This is a genomic window from Escherichia sp. E4702 (assembly GCF_963883545.1).
Lineage (GTDB): Bacteria > Pseudomonadota > Gammaproteobacteria > Enterobacterales > Enterobacteriaceae > Escherichia.
On the sequence record NZ_CAWORF010000009.1, the window covers coordinates 1 to 19,514 of the forward strand.

At 54.5% G+C, this 19,514-nt stretch carries 18 protein-coding genes and 3 pseudogenes; 16 read left to right on the forward strand and 5 right to left on the reverse strand.

Annotation, left to right across the window (positions count from 1 at the left end; all coding sequences use genetic code 11):
* Positions 1–189: 189 nt before the first annotated feature.
* From eutH to eutR, 7 genes and pseudogenes are all read left to right on the forward strand, one after another.
* On the forward strand, positions 190–1,416 hold the full coding sequence (gene eutH, locus AACU94_RS03900) for an ethanolamine utilization protein EutH (protein ID WP_000512387.1): 1,227 nt from the start codon (positions 190–192) through the stop codon (positions 1,414–1,416).
* Positions 1,413–2,816 carry an ethanolamine ammonia-lyase reactivating factor EutA gene (eutA, locus tag AACU94_RS03905; RefSeq protein WP_135488964.1) on the forward strand — a complete coding sequence of 468 codons (1,404 nt, stop codon included), beginning with the start codon at positions 1,413–1,415 and terminating at the stop codon, positions 2,814–2,816. The genes eutH and eutA overlap by 4 nt, the downstream gene beginning before the upstream one ends.
* Positions 2,817–2,827: 11 nt before the next feature.
* The gene (eutB, locus tag AACU94_RS03910; RefSeq protein ID WP_135488965.1) at positions 2,828–4,189 is read left to right on the forward strand and encodes an ethanolamine ammonia-lyase subunit alpha; all 1,362 of its coding nucleotides are present in this window, start codon (positions 2,828–2,830) and stop codon (positions 4,187–4,189) included.
* 20 nt (positions 4,190–4,209) lie between these two features.
* Positions 4,210–5,096 (forward strand): annotated as a pseudogene (gene eutC / locus AACU94_RS03915) (ethanolamine ammonia-lyase subunit beta).
* Between the two features lie 9 nt (positions 5,097–5,105).
* Complete coding sequence (gene eutL, locus AACU94_RS03920) at positions 5,106–5,765, forward strand: ethanolamine utilization microcompartment protein EutL (RefSeq protein ID WP_001111027.1); 660 nt, start codon at positions 5,106–5,108, stop codon at positions 5,763–5,765.
* Positions 5,766–5,777: 12 nt separating this feature from the next.
* Complete coding sequence (gene eutK / locus AACU94_RS03925; protein WP_130207402.1) at positions 5,778–6,278, forward strand: ethanolamine utilization microcompartment protein EutK; 501 nt, start codon at positions 5,778–5,780, stop codon at positions 6,276–6,278.
* 45 nt (positions 6,279–6,323) lie between these two features.
* A complete protein-coding gene (gene eutR, locus AACU94_RS03930) occupies positions 6,324–7,376 on the forward strand; it encodes an HTH-type transcriptional regulator EutR (RefSeq protein WP_130221994.1) in 1,053 nt (350 codons plus the stop codon).
* 5 nt (positions 7,377–7,381) lie between these two features.
* Here the strand turns inward: eutR and hemF are convergent, their stop codons facing one another.
* On the reverse strand, positions 7,382–8,281 hold the full coding sequence (gene hemF, locus AACU94_RS03935; protein ID WP_130221993.1) for an oxygen-dependent coproporphyrinogen oxidase: 900 nt from the start codon (positions 8,279–8,281) through the stop codon (positions 7,382–7,384).
* 3 nt (positions 8,282–8,284) lie between these two features.
* The gene (gene amiA / locus AACU94_RS03940) at positions 8,285–9,154 is read right to left on the reverse strand and encodes an N-acetylmuramoyl-L-alanine amidase AmiA (RefSeq protein WP_130207396.1); all 870 of its coding nucleotides are present in this window, start codon (positions 9,152–9,154) and stop codon (positions 8,285–8,287) included.
* Positions 9,155–9,367: 213 nt separating this feature from the next.
* Between amiA and AACU94_RS03945 the strand changes: the two genes are divergently transcribed.
* The 4 genes and pseudogenes from AACU94_RS03945 (at position 9,368) to yfeX (ending at position 12,002) form a co-directional block, all read left to right on the forward strand.
* Entirely contained in the window at positions 9,368–9,793 is a 426-nt protein-coding gene (locus tag AACU94_RS03945; protein WP_000406000.1) for a GNAT family acetyltransferase, read from the forward strand.
* On the forward strand, positions 9,780–10,229 hold the full coding sequence (locus AACU94_RS03950) for a DUF2919 domain-containing protein (protein WP_135488966.1): 450 nt from the start codon (positions 9,780–9,782) through the stop codon (positions 10,227–10,229). The genes AACU94_RS03945 and AACU94_RS03950 overlap by 14 nt, the downstream gene beginning before the upstream one ends.
* Before the next feature lie 206 nt (positions 10,230–10,435).
* Positions 10,436–11,008 carry an RpoE-regulated lipoprotein gene (locus AACU94_RS03955; protein WP_130216836.1) on the forward strand — a complete coding sequence of 191 codons (573 nt, stop codon included), beginning with the start codon at positions 10,436–10,438 and terminating at the stop codon, positions 11,006–11,008.
* A gap of 95 nt (positions 11,009–11,103) precedes the next feature.
* Positions 11,104–12,002: pseudogene (gene yfeX / locus AACU94_RS03960) on the forward strand (porphyrinogen peroxidase).
* A gap of 88 nt (positions 12,003–12,090) precedes the next feature.
* On the opposite strand, the pseudogene AACU94_RS03965 reads toward yfeX, so the two are convergent.
* The 3 genes and pseudogenes from AACU94_RS03965 to murQ form a co-directional block, all read right to left on the reverse strand.
* Positions 12,091–12,177 (reverse strand): annotated as a pseudogene (locus tag AACU94_RS03965) (hypothetical protein); the annotation flags it as partial.
* A gap of 2 nt (positions 12,178–12,179) precedes the next feature.
* Positions 12,180–13,604 carry a PTS N-acetylmuramic acid transporter subunit IIBC gene (murP, locus tag AACU94_RS03970; RefSeq protein ID WP_135488967.1) on the reverse strand — a complete coding sequence of 475 codons (1,425 nt, stop codon included), beginning with the start codon at positions 13,602–13,604 and terminating at the stop codon, positions 12,180–12,182.
* 3 nt (positions 13,605–13,607) lie between these two features.
* The gene (gene murQ / locus AACU94_RS03975; RefSeq protein WP_135488968.1) at positions 13,608–14,504 is read right to left on the reverse strand and encodes an N-acetylmuramic acid 6-phosphate etherase; all 897 of its coding nucleotides are present in this window, start codon (positions 14,502–14,504) and stop codon (positions 13,608–13,610) included.
* A gap of 229 nt (positions 14,505–14,733) precedes the next feature.
* Here murQ and ucpA point away from each other — a divergent pair, with 229 nt between their 5' ends.
* The 5 genes from ucpA to cysA all read left to right on the forward strand — a co-directional run bounded on the left by ucpA (position 14,734) and on the right by cysA (position 19,494).
* Positions 14,734–15,525: an SDR family oxidoreductase UcpA gene (gene ucpA, locus AACU94_RS03980; RefSeq protein ID WP_000517431.1), complete on the forward strand. Its 792-nt coding sequence runs from the start codon at positions 14,734–14,736 to the stop codon at positions 15,523–15,525.
* 157 nt (positions 15,526–15,682) lie between these two features.
* Positions 15,683–16,699 carry a thiosulfate/sulfate ABC transporter substrate-binding protein CysP gene (gene cysP, locus AACU94_RS03985; protein WP_130221987.1) on the forward strand — a complete coding sequence of 339 codons (1,017 nt, stop codon included), beginning with the start codon at positions 15,683–15,685 and terminating at the stop codon, positions 16,697–16,699.
* Positions 16,699–17,532, forward strand: coding sequence for a sulfate/thiosulfate ABC transporter permease CysT (gene cysT, locus AACU94_RS03990; protein WP_135488969.1), 834 nt, complete (start codon positions 16,699–16,701; stop codon positions 17,530–17,532). The genes cysP and cysT overlap by 1 nt, the downstream gene beginning before the upstream one ends.
* Positions 17,532–18,407 carry a sulfate/thiosulfate ABC transporter permease CysW gene (gene cysW / locus AACU94_RS03995; RefSeq protein ID WP_064526347.1) on the forward strand — a complete coding sequence of 292 codons (876 nt, stop codon included), beginning with the start codon at positions 17,532–17,534 and terminating at the stop codon, positions 18,405–18,407. Before cysT ends, cysW begins: the two co-directional genes overlap by 1 nt.
* Positions 18,397–19,494, forward strand: a complete 1,098-nt coding sequence (gene cysA / locus AACU94_RS04000) for a sulfate/thiosulfate ABC transporter ATP-binding protein CysA (protein WP_135488970.1) — start codon at positions 18,397–18,399, stop codon at positions 19,492–19,494. The genes cysW and cysA overlap by 11 nt, the downstream gene beginning before the upstream one ends.
* Positions 19,495–19,514 lie beyond the last annotated feature (20 nt).

Here is a 19,514-nt window from a genome sequence, read left to right on the forward strand (position 1 = left end):
TATCCGGCCTGGGGGATTGCACATGTAGGGCGGATAAGGCGTTCACGCCGCATCCGCCAGTGGCGCGGTGCAAGTGCCGGATGCGACGCTTGTCGCGTCTTATCCGGTCTACAGGATTGCACATGTAGACCGGATAAGGCGTTTACGCCGCATCCGCCAATAAATAATAACTAACAGGGAGTAAAGGCGATGGGAATTAACGAAATCATCATGTACATCATGATGTTCTTTATGCTGATAGCTGCCGTAGACAGGATCCTGTCGCAGTTCGGCGGTTCTGCTCGTTTCCTCGGTAAGTTCGGTAAAAGTATCGAAGGATCCGGCGGGCAGTTCGAAGAAGGCTTTATGGCAATGGGCGCACTGGGCCTGGCGATGGTCGGTATGACCGCGCTGGCACCGGTACTGGCTCACGTACTCGGGCCGGTAATTATCCCGGTTTACGAAATGCTCGGCGCAAACCCGTCAATGTTCGCCGGAACGCTGCTGGCGTGCGATATGGGCGGCTTCTTCCTCGCCAAAGAGCTGGCGGGCGGCGACGTAGCAGCGTGGCTATACTCTGGGTTAATTCTCGGGTCGATGATGGGGCCAACGATTGTGTTTTCCATTCCGGTGGCGCTCGGCATTATCGAACCTTCTGACCGTCGTTATCTGGCGCTCGGCGTGCTGGCGGGCATTGTGACCATTCCGATTGGCTGTATCGCTGGTGGTCTGGTGGCTATGTATTCCGGCGTGCAAATCAACGGTCAGCCAGTGGAATTCACCTTCGCCCTGATCCTGATGAACATGATCCCAGTACTTATCGTCGCGGTACTGGTGGCGCTGGGGCTGAAATTCATCCCGGAAAAAATGATCAACGGCTTCCAGATCTTCGCCAAATTCCTCGTCGCATTGATCACCCTCGGTCTTGCTGCCGCGGTGGTGAAATTCCTGCTTGGCTGGGAACTGATCCCGGGCTTGGATCCGATCTTCATGGCCCCTGGCGATAAACCCGGTGAAGTGATGCGCGCCATTGAAGTTATCGGTTCTATCTCCTGCGTGTTGTTAGGGGCATATCCGATGGTGCTGTTGCTGACCCGCTGGTTTGAAAAACCGCTGATGAGCGTCGGTAAAGTGCTGAATATGAACAACATCGCGGCAGCCGGCATGGTGGCAACGCTTGCCAACAACATCCCGATGTTTGGCATGATGAAGCAGATGGATACCCGCGGCAAAGTCATCAACTGCGCCTTCGCCGTTTCCGCTGCTTTCGCCCTGGGCGACCACTTAGGCTTCGCCGCTGCCAACATGAACGCCATGATCTTCCCGATGATTGTCGGCAAGTTGATCGGCGGCGTAACGGCAATTGGCGTGGCGATGATGCTGGTGCCAAAAGAAGACGCGACCGCGGCTAAAACCGAAGTGGAGGCGCAATCGTGAACATTCGCCAGCTACTGAGCGTCGGTATCGATATCGGCACCACCACCACCCAGGTGATTTTCTCCCACCTGGAGCTGGTTAACCGTGCGGCGGTGTCGCAGGTGCCGCGCTACGAATTCATCAAACGCGAAATTAGCTGGCAAAGCCCGGTGTTCTTTACCCCTGTCGATAAACAGGGTGGTTTAAAAGAAGCGGAACTGAAATCGCTGATTTTAGAGCAATATCAGGCTGCGGGCATTGCGCCGGAAAGCGTTGATTCTGGTGCCATCATCATCACCGGTGAAAGCGCGAAAACCCGCAATGCTCGCCCGGCGGTGATGACGCTCTCCCAGTCGCTGGGCGATTTTGTCGTCGCCAGCGCCGGACCGCATCTCGAATCTGTGATTGCGGGTCACGGTGCCGGGGCGCAAACACTCTCTGAACAACGGCTGTGTCGGGTACTGAATATCGACATCGGCGGTGGCACCGCGAACTACGCCCTGTTCGATGCCGGAAAAATCAGTGGTACTGCCTGCCTGAACGTTGGCGGTCGCCTGCTGGAAACCGACAGCCAGGGGCGCGTGGTGTACGCCCATAAACCGGGGCAGATGATTGTGGATGAGTGTTTCGGCGCAGGCACTGACGCCCGTTCGCTGACTGGCGCGCAGCTGGTGCAGGTTACCCGGCGGATGGCGGAACTGATTGTCGAAGTGATTGACGGAACGCTCTCGCCGCTCGCGCAGGCATTGATGCAAACCGGTTTACTGCCCGCAGGTGTTACGCCCGAAATCATTACGCTTTCTGGCGGCGTGGGCGAATGTTATCGCCACCAGCCCGCCGACCCGTTCTGTTTTGCCGATATTGGCCCGCTTCTGGCAACTGCGCTGCATGACCATCCGCGCCTGCGTGAGATGAACGTACAGTTTCCGGCGCAAACCGTGCGCGCCACGGTGATTGGCGCGGGCGCACATACCCTTTCGCTCTCTGGCAGCACAATCTGGCTGGAGGGCGTACAACTGCCGCTGCGCAATTTGCCAGTGGCGATCCCAATTGATGAAACGGATCTGGTGAGAGCCTGGCAACAGGCGCTGATTCAGCTGGATCTTGATCCTAAAACTGATGCGTACGTGCTGGCGCTTCCCGCCTCGCTGCCTGTGCGTTACGCCGCGGTACTGACGGTCATCAACGCGCTGGTCGATTTCGTCGCGCGTTTTCCGAATCCGCATCCCCTGCTGGTGGTGGCCGGGCAGGACTTTGGTAAGGCTCTGGGCATGTTGTTGCGCCCACAGCTACAACAACTCCCGTTGGCAGTCATTGACGAAGTGATTGTCCGCGCGGGGGACTATATCGACATTGGTACGCCTCTTTTTGGCGGATCGGTTGTGCCGGTGACGGTGAAATCACTCGCATTTCCTTCCTGAGGGAACGACTTATGAAACTAAAGACCACATTGTTCGGCAATGTATATCAGTTTAAGGATGTAAAAGAGGTGCTGGCTAAAGCCAACGAACTGCGTTCGGGGGATGTGCTGGCGGGCGTTGCAGCGGCAAGCTCACAGGAGCGCGTGGCGGCAAAGCAGGTGTTGTCGGAAATGACCGTAGCGGACATCCGCAATAATCCGGTGATTGCCTATGAAGATGACTGCGTCACGCGGCTGATTCAGGACGACGTCAACGAAACGGCCTACAACCAGATTAAAAACTGGAGCATCAGCGAGCTGCGTGAGTATGTGCTGAGCGACGAAACCAGCGTTGATGACATTGCCTTTACCCGCAAAGGGCTGACCTCGGAAGTGGTGGCGGCGGTAGCGAAGATTTGCTCCAACGCGGATCTGATCTACGGCGCGAAGAAAATGCCGGTGATCAAAAAGGCCAATACCACCATCGGTATTCCTGGCACCTTTAGCGCCCGTTTGCAGCCGAACGATACCCGTGACGACGTGCAAAGTATCGCCGCGCAAATCTACGAAGGGCTTTCCTTCGGGGTGGGCGATGCGGTGATTGGCGTCAACCCGGTAACGGATGACGTCGAGAACTTAAGTCGCGTGCTGGATACCGTTTATGGCGTGATCGACAAATTCAACATTCCGACCCAGGGCTGCGTGCTGGCGCACGTCACCACCCAGATTGAAGCAATTCGTCGCGGCGCGCCGGGCGGGCTGATTTTCCAGAGTATCTGCGGCAGCGAAAAAGGGCTGAAAGAGTTTGGCGTGGAGCTGGCGATGCTCGACGAAGCGCGCGCAGTGGGCGCGGAGTTCAACCGTATCGCCGGGGAAAGCTGCCTCTACTTCGAAACCGGGCAAGGTTCTGCGCTGTCCGCTGGCGCTAACTTCGGCGCGGACCAGGTGACGATGGAAGCGCGTAACTATGGGCTGGCGCGTCATTACGATCCGTTTATCGTCAACACCGTGGTCGGCTTTATTGGGCCGGAGTATCTCTACAACGACCGCCAGATTATTCGTGCGGGCTTAGAAGATCACTTTATGGGCAAGCTGAGCGGCATCTCTATGGGCTGTGACTGCTGCTACACCAACCACGCTGACGCTGACCAGAACCTCAACGAAAACCTGATGATCCTGCTCGCCACCGCAGGCTGCAACTACATCATGGGGATGCCGCTGGGCGATGACATCATGCTCAACTACCAGACCACGGCCTTCCACGACACCGCCACTGTGCGTCAGTTACTCAACCTGCGCCCGTCACCGGAGTTTGAACGCTGGCTGGAAAACATGGGCATTATGGCAAACGGTCGCCTGACCAAACGGGCGGGCGATCCGTCACTGTTTTTCTGATGACGCGGAGATAACACATCATGGATCAAAAACAGATTGAAGAAATTGTACGCAGCGTGATGGCGTCAATGGGACAAGCGGCCCCCGCGCCGTCAGAAGCAAAGTGCGCCACTACCACCTGTGCGGCACCGGTGACCACGGAAAGCTGCGCGCTGGATTTAGGTTCCACTGAAGCAAAAGCGTGGATTGGTGTTGAAACCCGCATCGCGCAGACGTATTAACAGAACTGCGTCGCAGCACCGTGGCCCGCGTTTGTACCGGTCGTGCGGGTCCGCGTCCGCGTACCCAGGCGCTGCTGCGTTTCCTGGCCGATCACTCTCGTTCGAAAGATACCGTACTGAAAGAAGTGCCGGAAGAGTGGGTGAAAGCGCAGGGCTTGCTGGAAGTGCGCTCTGAAATTAGCGACAAAAATCTCTACCTGACTCGCCCGGATATGGGTCGCCGCCTGTGTGCAGAAGCTGTTGAAGCCCTGAAATCACAGTGTGTCGCCAGTCCGGACGTACAGGTCGTTATTTCTGATGGCCTGTCTACTGACGCGATCACCGTGAACTATGAAGAGATCCTGCCACCGCTGATGGCGGGCCTGAAACAGGCCGGGCTGAAAGTCGGCACGCCGTTCTTTGTGCGTTACGGTCGCGTGAAAATTGAAGATCAGATCGGTGAGATCCTCGGCGCGAAAGTGGTGATCCTGCTGGTGGGCGAACGCCCGGGGTTAGGGCAGTCAGAAAGTCTTTCCTGCTACGCCGTCTACTCACCGCGTATGGCGACCACCGTTGAGGCCGATCGCACCTGTATCTCTAACATTCACCAGGGCGGCACGCCGCCAGTTGAAGCCGCAGCAGTTATTGTGGATTTGGCGAAACGTATGCTGGAGCAGAAAGCATCCGGCATCAACATGACCCGATAAGGAGGCATCATGCCAGCTTTAGATTTGATTCGACCGTCGGTCACCGCCATGCGGGTGATTGCCTCCGTTAACGCCGATTTTGCGCGTGAGCTGAAATTGCCGCCGCATATTCGTAGCCTTGGGCTGATTTCCGCCGACTCCGATGACGTCACCTACATTGCCGCTGATGAAGCGACCAAACAGGCGATGGTGGAAGTGGTGTATGGCCGCTCGCTGTATGCGGGAGCAGCACACGGCCCGTCACCGACTGCCGGTGAAGTGCTGATTATGCTGGGCGGGCCAAACCCGGCGGAAGTGCGTGCTGGTCTGGATGCAATGGTTGCGCATATTGAAAACGGTGCGGCCTTCCAGTGGGCCAACGATGCGCAAGATACGGCATTCCTTGCACATGTGGTTTCGCGTACTGGCTCTTATCTCTCTTCCACTGCGGGTATTACGCTTGGCGATCCGATGGCGTATCTGGTGGCGCCGCCGCTGGAAGCGACTTATGGCATTGATGCAGCGTTAAAATCTGCCGACGTACAGCTGGTGACTTATGTCCCGCCGCCGTCAGAAACCAACTATTCCGCCGCATTCTTAACGGGAAGCCAGGCGGCGTGTAAAGCGGCCTGTAATGCCTTTACCGATGCAGTGCTGGAAATCGCGCGGAATCCAATCCAGCGTGCGTAACGGAGGTTGCCGATGATCAATGCACTGGGATTGCTGGAAGTGGACGGCATGGTCGCCGCAATCGATGCGGCGGATGCGATGCTGAAAGCGGCCAACGTGCGCCTGCTCAGTCATGAAGTACTTGACCCAGGTAGGTTGACGCTGGTGGTGGAAGGCGATCTGGCGGCGTGTCGTGCGGCGCTGGATGCAGGTTGTGCTGCTGCGATGCGTACCGGGCGCGTCATCAGCCGCAAGGAGATCGGTCGGCCAGACGATGACACCCAGTGGCTGGTTACTGGCTTTAACCGCCAGCCAAAGCAAGCTGTAAAGGAACCCTGCGTGCCAGCTATCGTTGCGGAATCTGCTGACGAGTTGTTGGCGCTGTTAACATCAGTACGTCAGGGAATGACGGCAGGAGAAGTGGCTGCCCACTTTGGCTGGCCGTTGGAAAAAGCCAGAAATGCGCTCGAACAGCTCTTTTCTGCCGGGACGTTACGTAAACGCAGTAGTCGTTATCGTCTCAAGCCCCATTAATCTGTCGGAGGTGCCGGGTGTCATATAACACCCGGCATTAACATCATGAAAAAGCCCCGTACAGCTAATTTGCACCATCTTTATCATGACCCCTTATCCGAAAACCTGAAGCTTACGCCGAAGGTCGAAGTGGATAATGTTCATCAACGACAGACAACGGATGTCTATGAACATGCTTTGACGATTACCGCCTGGCAGCAGATTTACGATCAACTGCATCCGGGCAAGTTTCATGGTGAATTTACGGAAATTCTACTCGATGATATTCAGGTTTTCCGTGAATACACCGGTCTGGCACTGCGTCAGTCGTGCCTGGTCTGGCCGAACTCTTTCTGGTTTGGTATTCCGGCGACACGCGGCGAACAGGGATTTATCGGCTCACAATGCCTGGGAAGCGCGGAAATTGCCACGCGCCCTGGCGGCACCGAGTTTGAACTGAGTACACCGGATGATTATACGATCCTTGGCGTAGTGCTTTCTGAAGATGTCATTACCCGGCAGGCTAACTTTTTGCATAACCCGGAAAGGGTGCTGCATATGTTACGTAACCAGTCGGCGCTGGAAGTGAAAGAGCAGCATAAAGCCGCGCTGTGGGGCTTTGTCCAACAGGCGTTGGCGACATTTTGCGAGAACCCGGAGAATCTTCATCAGCCTGCGGTGCGTAAAGTGCTGGGGGATAATTTGCTGATGGCGATGGGGGCGATGCTGGAAGAAGCGCAACCAATGGTGACAGCGGAAAGCATCAGTCATCAGAGTTACCGCCGATTGCTTTCCCGCGCCCGTGAATATGTGTTGGAAAACATGTCCGAACCGGTAACCGTACTGGACTTGTGTAATCAACTGCACGTCAGTCGCCGCACCTTACAAAACGCATTTCACGCTATTTTGGGCATTGGCCCGAATGCATGGCTAAAACGCATTCGCCTGAACGCCGTGCGCCGTGAACTGATTAGTCCGTGGTCGCAAAGTATGACGGTAAAAGACGCCGCCATGCAGTGGGGATTCTGGCATCTGGGGCAATTTGCCACGGATTATCAGCAACTGTTTGCCGAGAAGCCGTCACTGACACTGCATCAGCGGATGCAGGAGTTGGAGTGAGGGAGTTACACCCAATCCCTGACCTTAATAAACTCACTCAACGCCGCTTCCGGAGAGCCTGCTTCCGGCTGATAATCGTACTCCCAGCGTACCAGTGGCGGCATTGACATCAGAATAGATTCGGTGCGCCCGCCGGTTTGTAAACCAAACAGCGTCCCGCGATCCCATACCAGGTTGAACTCGACATAGCGCCCGCGGCGGTACAACTGGAAATTGCGCTCGCGTTCGCCGTATTCCATTGCTTTACGCCGTTCAACAATCGGTAAATAAGCGTCGGTGTAGCCTTTGCCTACCGCCTGCATAAAGGCGAAACAGTGGTCGAAATCTGGCGTGTTCAGATCATCAAAGAACAGCCCGCCAATACCGCGCTGTTCGTTGCGATGTTTGAGGTAGAAGTATTCGTCGCACCACTTTTTGTAACGGGGATAAACGTCTTCGCCAAATGGCAGGCACAGGTCACGGGCGGTGCGGTGCCAGTGAATAGCATCCTCTTCAAAGCCATAGAAAGGGGTTAAGTCGAAGCCGCCGCCAAACCACCAGACGGGATCGGCACCCGGTTTTTCGGCAATAAAAAACCGCACATTCGCGTGGCTGGTGGGAATGTACGGATTATGCGGATGCACTACCAGCGATACGCCCATCGCCTCGAAACTGCGCCCGGCAAGTTCCGGGCGATGAGCGGTCGCGGAAGCGGGCATCGCGTTGCCGTGGACGTGAGAAAAGTTGACGCCCGCCTGTTCGAAAACACCACCATTACGCAACACCCGACTACGCCCGCCGCCACCAGCTTCACGTTGCCAGCTATCTTCGACAAACTCTGCGCCATCTACGGCGGCCAGTTGCTGGCAAATTGTATCCTGAAGGTCGAGGAGGAACTGTCTAACCTGGTGCGCGTCGGGTTTCATAACTTACCGCTTTTTCGAGTGTGCTTTCTGGTTATCAAACCAGTGGAAATAACTGATCACGCCTTCAGCAATCGCTGTGGCGATTTTCTGACGAAACGCAGCCGTGCCTAACAGCCGTTCTTCTTCCGGGTTGGTGATAAACGAAGTTTCCACCAGCACCGAAGGAACCGACGGTGATTTCAACACCACAAATGCCGCTTGTTCGGTGTTGCGGCTGTGCAGTTTATGCACCGGCTTAATCTTCTTCAGAATATGCGAGCCGAGCGTCAGACTATTTTTAATGGTATCTGTTTGCACCAGATCAAACAGCACTTGTTGCAATAGGTGATCCCTGTCGGTCGCCTTTTTCCCGGCAACTTCATCAGCACGGTTTTCGCGTTCGGACAAATATTTTGCCATCGCGCTACTTGCGCCACGGTTAGAGAGGGCAAAGACCGATGCACCGGCAGCTTTCGGGTTGGTAAAGCCGTCGGCGTGAATTGACATAAACAGGTCTGCGCCATGTTTATGGGCGATTTCAACGCGATCGTACAGTGGAATAAAGGTATCGCCAGAACGCGTCAGCCGCGCATCAATGCCATGATTGCGCAAAATTGAACGGACGTTTTTGGCAATCGCCAGCACCACGTGTTTTTCTTTTGACCCGTTGCGGCCAATCGCACCGGTATCAATCCCGCCGTGGCCTGGATCGAGAACGACTATCCGCTTGCCCCCGGCTTTTTTGGCTTTCGGCTTAGTGTGTCCGTTGCTGGTTTTTAAAGGTTCTTCTTTGGCGATGGCTTGTGACATTCCTGACAACGTCAGGGCAGCCAATCCGGCTTTCAGCACCTGGCGGCGCGAAGTGAGTGTTTTTAGTGGTTTAAAAGTGCTCATACGGCCTGAGTTGTAATAATGAAGTTCCAGATGTTATATCGTATCGCGTAATCCGTTACGACGGTTTGCTGGTGAGAATTGTTTTACTTTTCATTTCAATAAATGACAACGCGTCATTATGCCACTTTTTCAACCGATTTTCGTCAGATATTGGCTAATTCGGTCGTTCACGCCATAATCACCCTTTTAACCCCCAAAAAGGTAACTCATACCATGGAGATACGCGTATTTCGCCAGGAAGATTTCGAAGAGGTCATCACCCTTTGGGAGCGTTGCGACTTGCTGCGTCCATGGAACGATCCGGAAATGGACATCGAGCGCAAGATGAACCATGACGTCAGTTTGTTCCTGGTCGCGGAAGTGAATGGTGAAGTGGTGGGAACGGTGATGGGCGGTTATGACGGGCATCGTGGGTCTGCTTATTATCTTGGCGTGCATCCGGAGTTTCGCGGGCGCGGAATTGCTAACGCGTTGCTTAATCGACTGGAGAAAAAGCTCATTGCCCGCGGTTGCCCGAAAATTCAGATCAACGTGCCGGAAGACAACGACATGGTGCTCGGAATGTACGAACGCCTGGGATATGAACACGCTGATGTGCTGAGTCTGGGTAAGCGTTTGATTGAAGATGAAGAGTACTGAGTTTCATCCTGTCCATTATGATGCGCACGGACGCCTGCGTTTACCTTTTCTCTTCTGGCTTGTGCTACTGCTTCAGGCGCGAACCTGGGTGCTGTTTGTGATTGCCGGTGCGTCGCGTGAGCAGGGTACTGCGCTGCTGAATCTGTTTTATCCCGATCACGATAATTTCTGGCTGGGGTTAATTCCCGGCATTCCAGCAGTGCTGGCGTTTTTGCTGAGTGGTCGGCGCGCTACGTTTCCCCGTATCTGGCATGGGCTCTATTTTCTGTTGCTGTTGGCGCAAGTGGTTTTACTTTGCTGGCAACCGTGGCTGTGGCTGAACGGCGAATCGGTTAGCGGAATCAGTCTGGCGCTGGTAGTGGCGGATATTGTGGCGTTAATCTGGCTGCTGACCAATCGACGTTTACGCGCTTGTTTTAATGAAGAAAAAGAATAACGCAGAGGTGCGCTTTGTTTATGCCGGATGCGGCGTGAACGCCTTATCCGGCCTACAAAACATCGAAAATTCAAGATATTGCAGGAAAAAGTAGGCCTGATAAGCGTAGCGCATCAGGCAATTTTGTGTTTGTCATCTACCTCTAACGGCACTTTTTTGCAAATTTGCACTCCAAGCAACGTTATTGAATAACCAAAGGAAGTGAGATGAAATCGCTGCGTTTAATGTTATGCGCTATGCCGTTGATGCTGACCGGCTGTTCCACGATGTCGTCAGTTAACTGGTCTGCCGCGAATCCGTGGAACTGGTTTGGGTCGTCCACCAAAGTGAGCGAGCAGGGCGTGGGTGAATTAACGGCGTCCACACCATTACAAGAACAAGCTATTGCCGATGCGCTTGATGGTGATTATCGCCTGCGCAGCGGAATGAAAACCGCTAACGGTAATGTAGTGCGCTTTTTTGAAGTGATGAAAGGCGACAGCGTGGCGATGGTCATCAATGGTGATCAAGGTACAATCAGCCGCATTGACGTTTCAGATAGCGATATTCCTGCGGACACCGGTGTTAAAATCGGTACACCGTTTAGCGACCTTTACAGCAAAGCATTTGGCAATTGCCAAAAAGCCGATGGTGATGATCGTGCTGTCGAATGTAAAGCTGAAGGCAGTCAACATATTAGCTACCAGTTCAGCGGTGAATGGAGTGGTCCTGAAGGGTTAATGCCTTCGGACGATACCTTGAAAAACTGGAAAGTCAGTAAAATTATCTGGCGACGTTAATTTGCGTCTGAGCAAACCGCTAATCACAAAAAACACGTAAAATAGCGCCCAACAATGCCACGGATTGCGTGGCATTATTATTTTCAGGAGGAACAATGTCTCAGGTTCAGAGTGGCATTTTGCCAGAACATTGCCGCGCGGCGATTTGGATCGAAGCCAACGTAAAAGGGGAAGTTGATGCCCTGCGTGCGGCCAGTAAAACATTTGCCGACAAACTGGCGACTTTTGAAGCGAAATTCCCGGACGCACATCTTGGTGCAGTCGTTGCCTTTGGTAACAACACCTGGCGTGCTCTGAGCGGCGGCGTTGGTGCCGAAGAGCTGAAAGATTTTCCTGGCTACGGCAAAGGTCTTGCGCCGACCACTCAGTTCGATGTGTTAATCCACATTCTTTCTCTGCGTCATGATGTAAACTTTTCTGTCGCCCAGGCGGCGATGGAAGCCTTTGGTGACTGCATTGAAGTGAAAGAAGAGATCCACGGCTTCCGTTGGGTTGAAGAGCGTGACCTGAGCGGCTTTGTTGACGGCACAGAAAACCCGGCGGGTGAAGAGACGCGTCGCGAAGTGGCGGTTATCAAAGACGGCGTGGATGCAGGCGGCAGCTATGTGTTTGTGCAGCGTTGGGAGCACAACCTGAAGCAACTCAACCGTATGAGCGTTCACGATCAGGAGATGATGATCGGCCGTACCAAAGAAGCCAACGAAGAGATTGATGGCGACGAACGTCCGGAAACCTCTCACCTGACCCGTGTTGATCTGAAAGAAGATGGCAAAGGCTGAAGATTGTTCGCCAGAGCCTGCCGTACGGCACCGCCAGTGGCACTCACGGTCTGTACTTCTGCGCCTACTGTGCGCGTCTGCATAACATTGAGCAGCAACTGCTGAGCATGTTTGGCGATACCGATGGTAAGCGTGATGCGATGTTGCGTTTCACCAAACCGGTAACCGGCGGCTATTACTTCGCGCCGTCGCTGGACAAGCTGATGGCGCTGTAAGCGTTTCTGATTCGATGATTAAAGGCCAGCCAGTAACATAACTGACTGGCCTTTTTATTACTGCTTTAACGCCGCATACACTTGATCAACTACTTTCTGTCAGAACAGGGTATTTTGCGGCGCTGACGCTACAGCTAACAGCCAGCAGAGAAAGATAGAGCATTGTCCGTTTCATAATCAGTCCAGATTGACATTACGGTAGCCAAAGAGCGTGGTGAAAATAAACCCACTAACCCATGCCACCAGAATCCCACCTGCATATACCGCCATTGCCGGAAGGATACCTTGAGCGGAAGTCATCAGCGGCAGCGCCACCAGGCCAGACGGTCCGAAGGCGCTGTTTAAGCCCATTGGCAGACCCCACCAGGCTATCAGCCCGATAAACAAACCGCCCGCCGCGCCGCCTAAACAGGCGGTAACAAACGGCTTCATGCGGGGCAGGGTGACGCCGTAAATCAACGGTTCACCAACGCCCAGCAGGCCGGGAATAATCGCCCCGCGCACCTGGCTGCGTAACGCACTGTGCGGTTGCGCCCGCCAGTAGAGCGCCAACGCCGCGCCCACCTGGCCCGCGCCTGCCATCGAAAGGATGGGAAATAAGCTGTTGAATCCCTGGCTGTCCATTAACGCGAGGTAAACAGGAATAAAGCCCTGATGCACGCCAAACACCACGGCGATCAGGAACAGCCCGGCTAAAACCGCACAACCGAGCGGATTACTGTTCAGGTGCATAAACAGCCACGACATACCTTCGAATAACCAGCCGCCCAGCGGCATAATGATCAGGTACGCAAGCGTAGCGGTGATCAACAGAGTGATTAACGAGGTCAGCAGCATGTCGAGATCGTCCGGCATAAAGCGGCGCACCATGCCTTCAATGCGGGCGCAGGCCCAGGCGGCAATCAACACGCCGATAATATTGCCGCGCGGATCGATGGGCAGACCGAAGAAATCGTGAAATCCGGCGTAGTAACCAGTGGTGGCAGCAGGGTTATAACCGAGCAAAAAGAGCGCGGCGATAATTGCGCCATTTACGCCTGTGCCGCCGAACGCCTGGGCCGCGTTATAGCCCACCAGAATTACCAGGAAGGTGAACAAGCCTTTGCTGAACACCTTCATAAAATTCAGCGCGTCGGGCAGCGTTCCCTGAGCATCTGCCGGAACGTGCATCACCGTGGCGATTAGCGTCGCTATCCCCAGCAACAGACCCGCAGCAATAAAACCGGGGATCAGCGGCGTAAAGATGGTGGCGAATTTGGCGAGAAATTGTTGCACGCCGGAAGTTTGTCTGGCTTTTAACTGGCGTTTATTCTGGGCGGCGATTTCTGCGGCATCCTGTATCGGTGCTTCGCCCAGCAACTCGCTCATGGCTTTTGCGGCACGATGCGCTTTGCCTGGCCCAAAAACCACCTGCACCTGATCGCTGGTCAAAATGACGCCCTTTACGCCTTCCAGGGTTTTGATATCGGGATCAACCAGTGAACTGTCATGTACACCCAGACGCAGACGCGTCATACAGTTACCACAGCTGGCGATGTTTCCCGGGCCACCGACCCGGGTAAGAATGGTGTTCAGAAGTTCACTGCTGATCTCTTTAGCCATGGGTTATTCCTTTTCCAGAGCTTTGCGAATAAAGCCGCCATGTTGATCCAGGCGTTTTTTAGCTTCTGCGGCATCGAGATTTTTCAGCACCATCACAATAGCCGTTTTACAGTGGCGGTCGCAGGCAACCAATGCCGCTTCCGCTTGCTCAGCGCTACATCCGGTGGCGTTTTTGACGATATTGACCTGGCGTACATGCAGTTTTTCATTGGTGGCGACCACATCGACCATCAGGTTGCCGAACACTTTGCCTGACTTAATCATCAACCCGGTGGAGAGCATATTGAGCACCAGTTTCTGCGCCGTGCCAGCTTTCATTCGCGAAGAACCCGTGACCACTTCGGCCCCAACAATCGGCGTAATAGCAAACTCTGCGGTAGTTGAAACGGCGCTCCCCGGATTACAGGAAATTCCCACTGTGCGGCAACCGAGCTGGCGGGCGTATTCCAGTCCGGCAATCACATACGGCGTACGACCGCTGGCGGCAATACCGACCACCACATCCTGTGCCGTTAAATTAATATTTTTCAGATCGTTAACGCCGCCTTCCCGGCTATCTTCCGCGCCTTCCACCGCGTGCTGAATGGCATATTCGCCGCCAGCAATCAAACCAACTACCAGGCCCGGTTTCACGCCGTAGGTCGGCGGACATTCACTGGCATCAAGAATACCCAGACGACCAGAGGTCCCCGCACCGATGTAAATCAGACGGCCGCCGCCGCTCACCTGGGCGTGAATAACATCGATCGCCGCTGCAATATCCGGCAGTACGTGCTCAACGGCGAGTGGTACGGTTTTATCTTCATCGTTGATAATCCGGCACATTTCCAGCGTCGAAACGCGGTCAATTTCAGCCGAGGCGGCGTTCGAGCCTTCGGTAATCATCTTTTCAAGTTGCATATACAATCACCTTAAATATTTGCCTTCGAATAATTTCATCTGGAGTGAATCATATCTCCCTGCCTGATTATGTACAGCAGTCAATGTGTACAATGACAGCGTTGTGGTTATGGAAGATTTTACTTAAGATTTTCCTGAATTTAGATCCACTACTCAGCATTGATCTGTCATTCAGGTATGGTAAGGACAATAGAGCGTAATGCTCTGTATTCAAAAGGAGAAACTTGAAATGGGTAAACTCACGGGCAAGACAGCACTGATTACAGGCGCATTGCAGGGAATTGGCGAAGGAATTGCCAGAACTTTTGCACGTCATGGCGCGAATCTAATCTTGCTGGATATCTCCCCTGAGATCGAAAAGCTGGCGGACGAACTGTGTGGTCGTGGTCATCGCTGTACGGCGGTTGTCGCCGATGTGCGTGACCCGGCGTCGGTAGCCGCTGCTATCAAGCGCGCGAAGGAAAAAGAAGGGCGCATTGATATCCTGGTGAATAACGCAGGCGTTTGTCGCCTGGGCAGTTTCCTCGATATGAGCGATGACGATCGCGATTTCCATATTGATATCAATATTAAAGGCGTATGGAACGTCACAAAGGCGGTGCTGCCGGAGATGATTGCCCGTAAAGATGGTCGCATTGTGATGATGTCTTCGGTCACTGGCGATATGGTGGCCGATCCTGGCGAAACGGCGTATGCCTTAACGAAAGCGGCGATTGTTGGCCTGACTAAATCGCTGGCGGTGGAGTACGCGCAGTCTGGTATTCGCGTAAATGCGATTTGTCCGGGCTACGTGCGCACGCCAATGGCGGAAAGTATTGCCCGCCAGTCGAACCCGGAAGATCCAGAATCGGTGCTGACTGAAATGGCAAAAGCAATCCCGATGCGTCGCCTCGCCGATCCGCTGGAAGTCGGCGAACTCGCGGCCTTTCTCGCATCCGATGAATCCAGCTATTTAACCGGTACACAGAATGTGATCGATGGCGGCAGCACGTTGCCGGAGACGGTTAGCGTCGGCATCTGATTCACCTCTGTTTCCTCCCTGCATCTGTGGGGAGGATTTCGTCTTATTCCCTTTTCAACTTCCAAATCACCAAACGGTATATAAAACCGTTACTCCTTTCATGCCCGTTATAAATATGATGGCTATTAGAAAGTCATTAAATATATAAGGGTGCGCAATGGCCGTTAACTTACTGAAAAAGAAATATCTCGCGCTGGTTGCTTCTCTGCTGCTGGCAGGCCATGTACAGGCAACAGAACTGCTGAACAGTTCTTATGACGTCTCCCGCGAGCTGTTTGCCGCCCTGAACCCGCCGTTTGAACAGCAATGGGCCAAAGATAACGGCGGCGACAAACTGACGATAAAACAATCTCATGCCGGGTCATCAAAACAGGCGCTGGCGATTTTACAGGGCTTAAAAGCAGACGTTGTCACTTATAACCAGGTGACCGACGTACAAATCCTGCACGACAAAGGCAAGCTGATCCCGGCGGACTGGCAGTCGCGCCTGCCGAATAATAGCTCGCCGTTCTACTCCACCATGGGCTTCCTGGTGCGTAAGGGTAACCCGAAGAATATCCACGACTGGAACGATCTGGTGCGCTCCGACGTGAAGCTGATTTTCCCGAACCCGAAAACCTCCGGTAACGCGCGTTACACCTATTTAGCCGCGTGGGGTGCAGCGGATAAAGCCGACGGTGGCGATAAAGCCAAAACCGAACAGTTTATGACTCAGTTCCTGAAAAACGTTGAAGTGTTCGATACCGGCGGTCGTGGCGCGACCACCACTTTTGCCGAGCGCGGCCTGGGCGATGTGCTGATCAGCTTTGAATCGGAAGTGAACAATATCCGTAAACAGTATGAAGCGCAGGGCTTCGAAGTGGTGATTCCGAAAACCAACATTCTGGCGGAATTCCCGGTGGCGTGGGTCGATAAAAATGTGCAGGCCAACGGTACGGAAAAAGCCGCCAAAGCCTACCTGAACTGGCTCTACAGCCCACAGGCGCAAACCATCATCACCGATTATTACTACCGCGTGAATAACCCGGAAGTCATGGACAAACTGAAAGACAAATTCCCGCAGACCGAACTGTTCCGCGTGGAAGACAAGTTTGGCTCATGGCCGGAAGTGATGAAAACCCACTTCACCAGCGGCGGCGAGTTAGACAAGCTGTTAGCGGCGGGGCGTAACTGATGTTGGCCGTTTCATCAAGACGCGTGCTGCCGGGCTTTATCTTAAGCCTCGGCACCAGTCTGCTGTTTGTGTGCCTGATTTTGCTGCTGCCACTCTCCGCGCTGGTGATGCAACTGGCTCAGATGAGCTGGGCGCAGTACTGGGAGGTGATCACCAACCCGCAGGTGGTCGCGGCCTATAAAGTGACGCTGCTGTCGGCGTTTGTGGCATCTATTTTTAACGGCGTTTTCGGTCTGCTGATGGCGTGGATTTTAACCCGTTATCGCTTTCCGGGTCGCACGCTGCTTGATGCGCTGATGGATTTACCCTTTGCGCTGCCAACGGCAGTTGCCGGTTTAACGCTGGCCTCGCTCTTTTCCGTGAACGGTTTTTACGGTGAATGGCTGGCGAAGTTCGATATCAAAGTCACCTACACCTGGCTGGGGATTGCGGTGGCGATGGCCTTTACCAGCATTCCGTTTGTGGTGCGTACCGTGCAGCCGGTGCTGGAAGAGTTAGGCCCGGAATATGAAGAAGCGGCAGAAACGCTCGGCGCAACGCGCTGGCAGAGTTTCTGCAAAGTGGTGCTGCCGGAACTTTCTCCGGCGCTGGTGGCGGGCGTGGCGCTGTCGTTTACCCGTAGCCTCGGTGAGTTTGGCGCGGTGATATTTATCGCCGGGAACATCGCCTGGAAGACGGAAGTGACGTCGCTGATGATTTTTGTTCGCTTACAGGAGTTTGATTACCCGGCGGCGAGCGCGATTGCTTCGGTGATCCTCGCGGCATCCCTGCTGCTGTTGTTCTCAATTAACACTCTGCAAAGTCGCTTTGGTCGGCGTGTGGTAGGTCATTAATGGCGGAAGTGACACAGTTGAAGCGTTATGACGCGCGCCCGATTAACTGGGGCAAATGGTTTCTGATTGGCATCGGGATGCTGGTTTCGGCGTTCATCCTGCTGGTGCCGATGATTTACATCTTCGTACAGGCATTCAGCAAAGGGTTGATGCCGGTTTTACAGAATCTGGCCGATCCAGACATGCTGCACGCCATCTGGCTAACGGTGATGATTGCGCTGATTGCCGTGCCGGTGAACCTGGTGTTCGGCATCCTGCTGGCCTGGCTGGTGACACGTTTTGATTTTCCTGGGCGTCAGTTGCTGCTGACGCTGCTGGATATCCCGTTTGCCGTCTCTCCGGTGGTCGCAGGCCTGGTGTATCTGCTGTTCTACGGCTCTAACGGCCCGCTGGGCGGCTGGCTGGATGAACATAATCTGCAAATTATGTTCTCCTGGCCGGGAATGGTGCTGGTCACTATCTTCGTCACCTGCCCGTTTGTGGTGCGCGAGTTGGTGCCGGTGATGTTAAGCCAGGGCAGCCAGGAAGACGAAGCGGCGATTTTGCTTGGCGCGTCTGGCTGGCAGATGTTCCGTCGCGTCACATTGCCGAATATTCGCTGGGCGCTGCTTTATGGCGTGGTGCTGACCAACGCCCGCGCGATTGGCGAGTTTGGCGCAGTGTCGGTGGTTTCCGGCTCGATTCGCGGCGAAACACTTTCGCTGCCGTTACAGATTGAATTGTTGGAGCAGGACTACAACACCGTCGGCTCCTTTACCGCTGCTGCGCTGTTGACGCTGATGGCGATTATCACCCTGTTTTTAAAGAGTATGTTGCAGTGGCGCCTGGAGAATCAGGAAAAACGCGCGCAGCAGGAGGAACATCATGAGCATTGAGATTGCCAATATTAAGAAGTCTTTTGGTCGCACCCAGGTGCTGAACGATATCTCACTGGATATTCCTTCAGGTCAGATGGTCGCGTTGCTGGGGCCGTCTGGTTCCGGGAAAACCACGCTGCTGCGCATTATTGCCGGGCTGGAGCATCAAACCAGTGGGCATATTCGCTTCCATGGCACCGACGTCAGCCGCCTGCACGCGCGCGATCGTAAAGTGGGATTCGTGTTTCAGCATTACGCGCTGTTCCGCCATATGACGGTGTTCGACAATATCGCCTTTGGCCTGACGGTGCTGCCGCGTCGCGAGCGCCCGAATGCCGCAGCTATCAAAGCGAAAGTGACAAAATTGCTGGAGATGGTGCAGCTTGCCCATCTGGCGGATCGTTATCCGGCGCAGCTTTCCGGCGGCCAGAAACAGCGCGTGGCGCTGGCGCGTGCGCTTGCCGTGGAACCGCAAATTCTGCTGCTCGATGAACCGTTTGGCGCGCTGGATGCGCAGGTGCGTAAAGAGCTGCGTCGCTGGCTGCGTCAACTGCATGAAGAACTGAAATTCACCAGCGTGTTCGTTACCCACGACCAGGAAGAAGCGATGGAAGTCGCCAACCGCGTGGTGGTGATGAGCCAGGGCAATATCGAACAGGCTGATGCGCCGGACCAGGTATGGCGCGAACCGGCGACCCGTTTTGTGCTCGAATTTATGGGCGAAGTAAACCGTCTGCGTGGCACCATTCGCGGTGGGCAGTTCCACGTTGGCGCACATCGCTGGCCGCTGGGCTACACGCCTGCGTATCAGGGGCCGGTGGATCTCTTCCTGCGCCCGTGGGAAGTGGATATCAGCCGCCGCACCAGCCTTGAATCGCCACTGCCGGTCCAGGTGCTGGAAGCCAGCCCGAAAGGCCACTACACCCAATTAGTTGTGCAGCCGCTGGGGTGGTATGAAGATCCGCTCACCGTGGTAATGCGTGGCGATGATGCGCCAGTGCGCGGCGATCGTTTGTTCGTCGGGCTGCAACATGCGCGGCTGTATAACGGTGACGAGCGTATTGAAACCCGCGATGAGGAACTTGCTCTCGCACAAAGCGCCTGATAGGTTGAGTGAATGTTAAA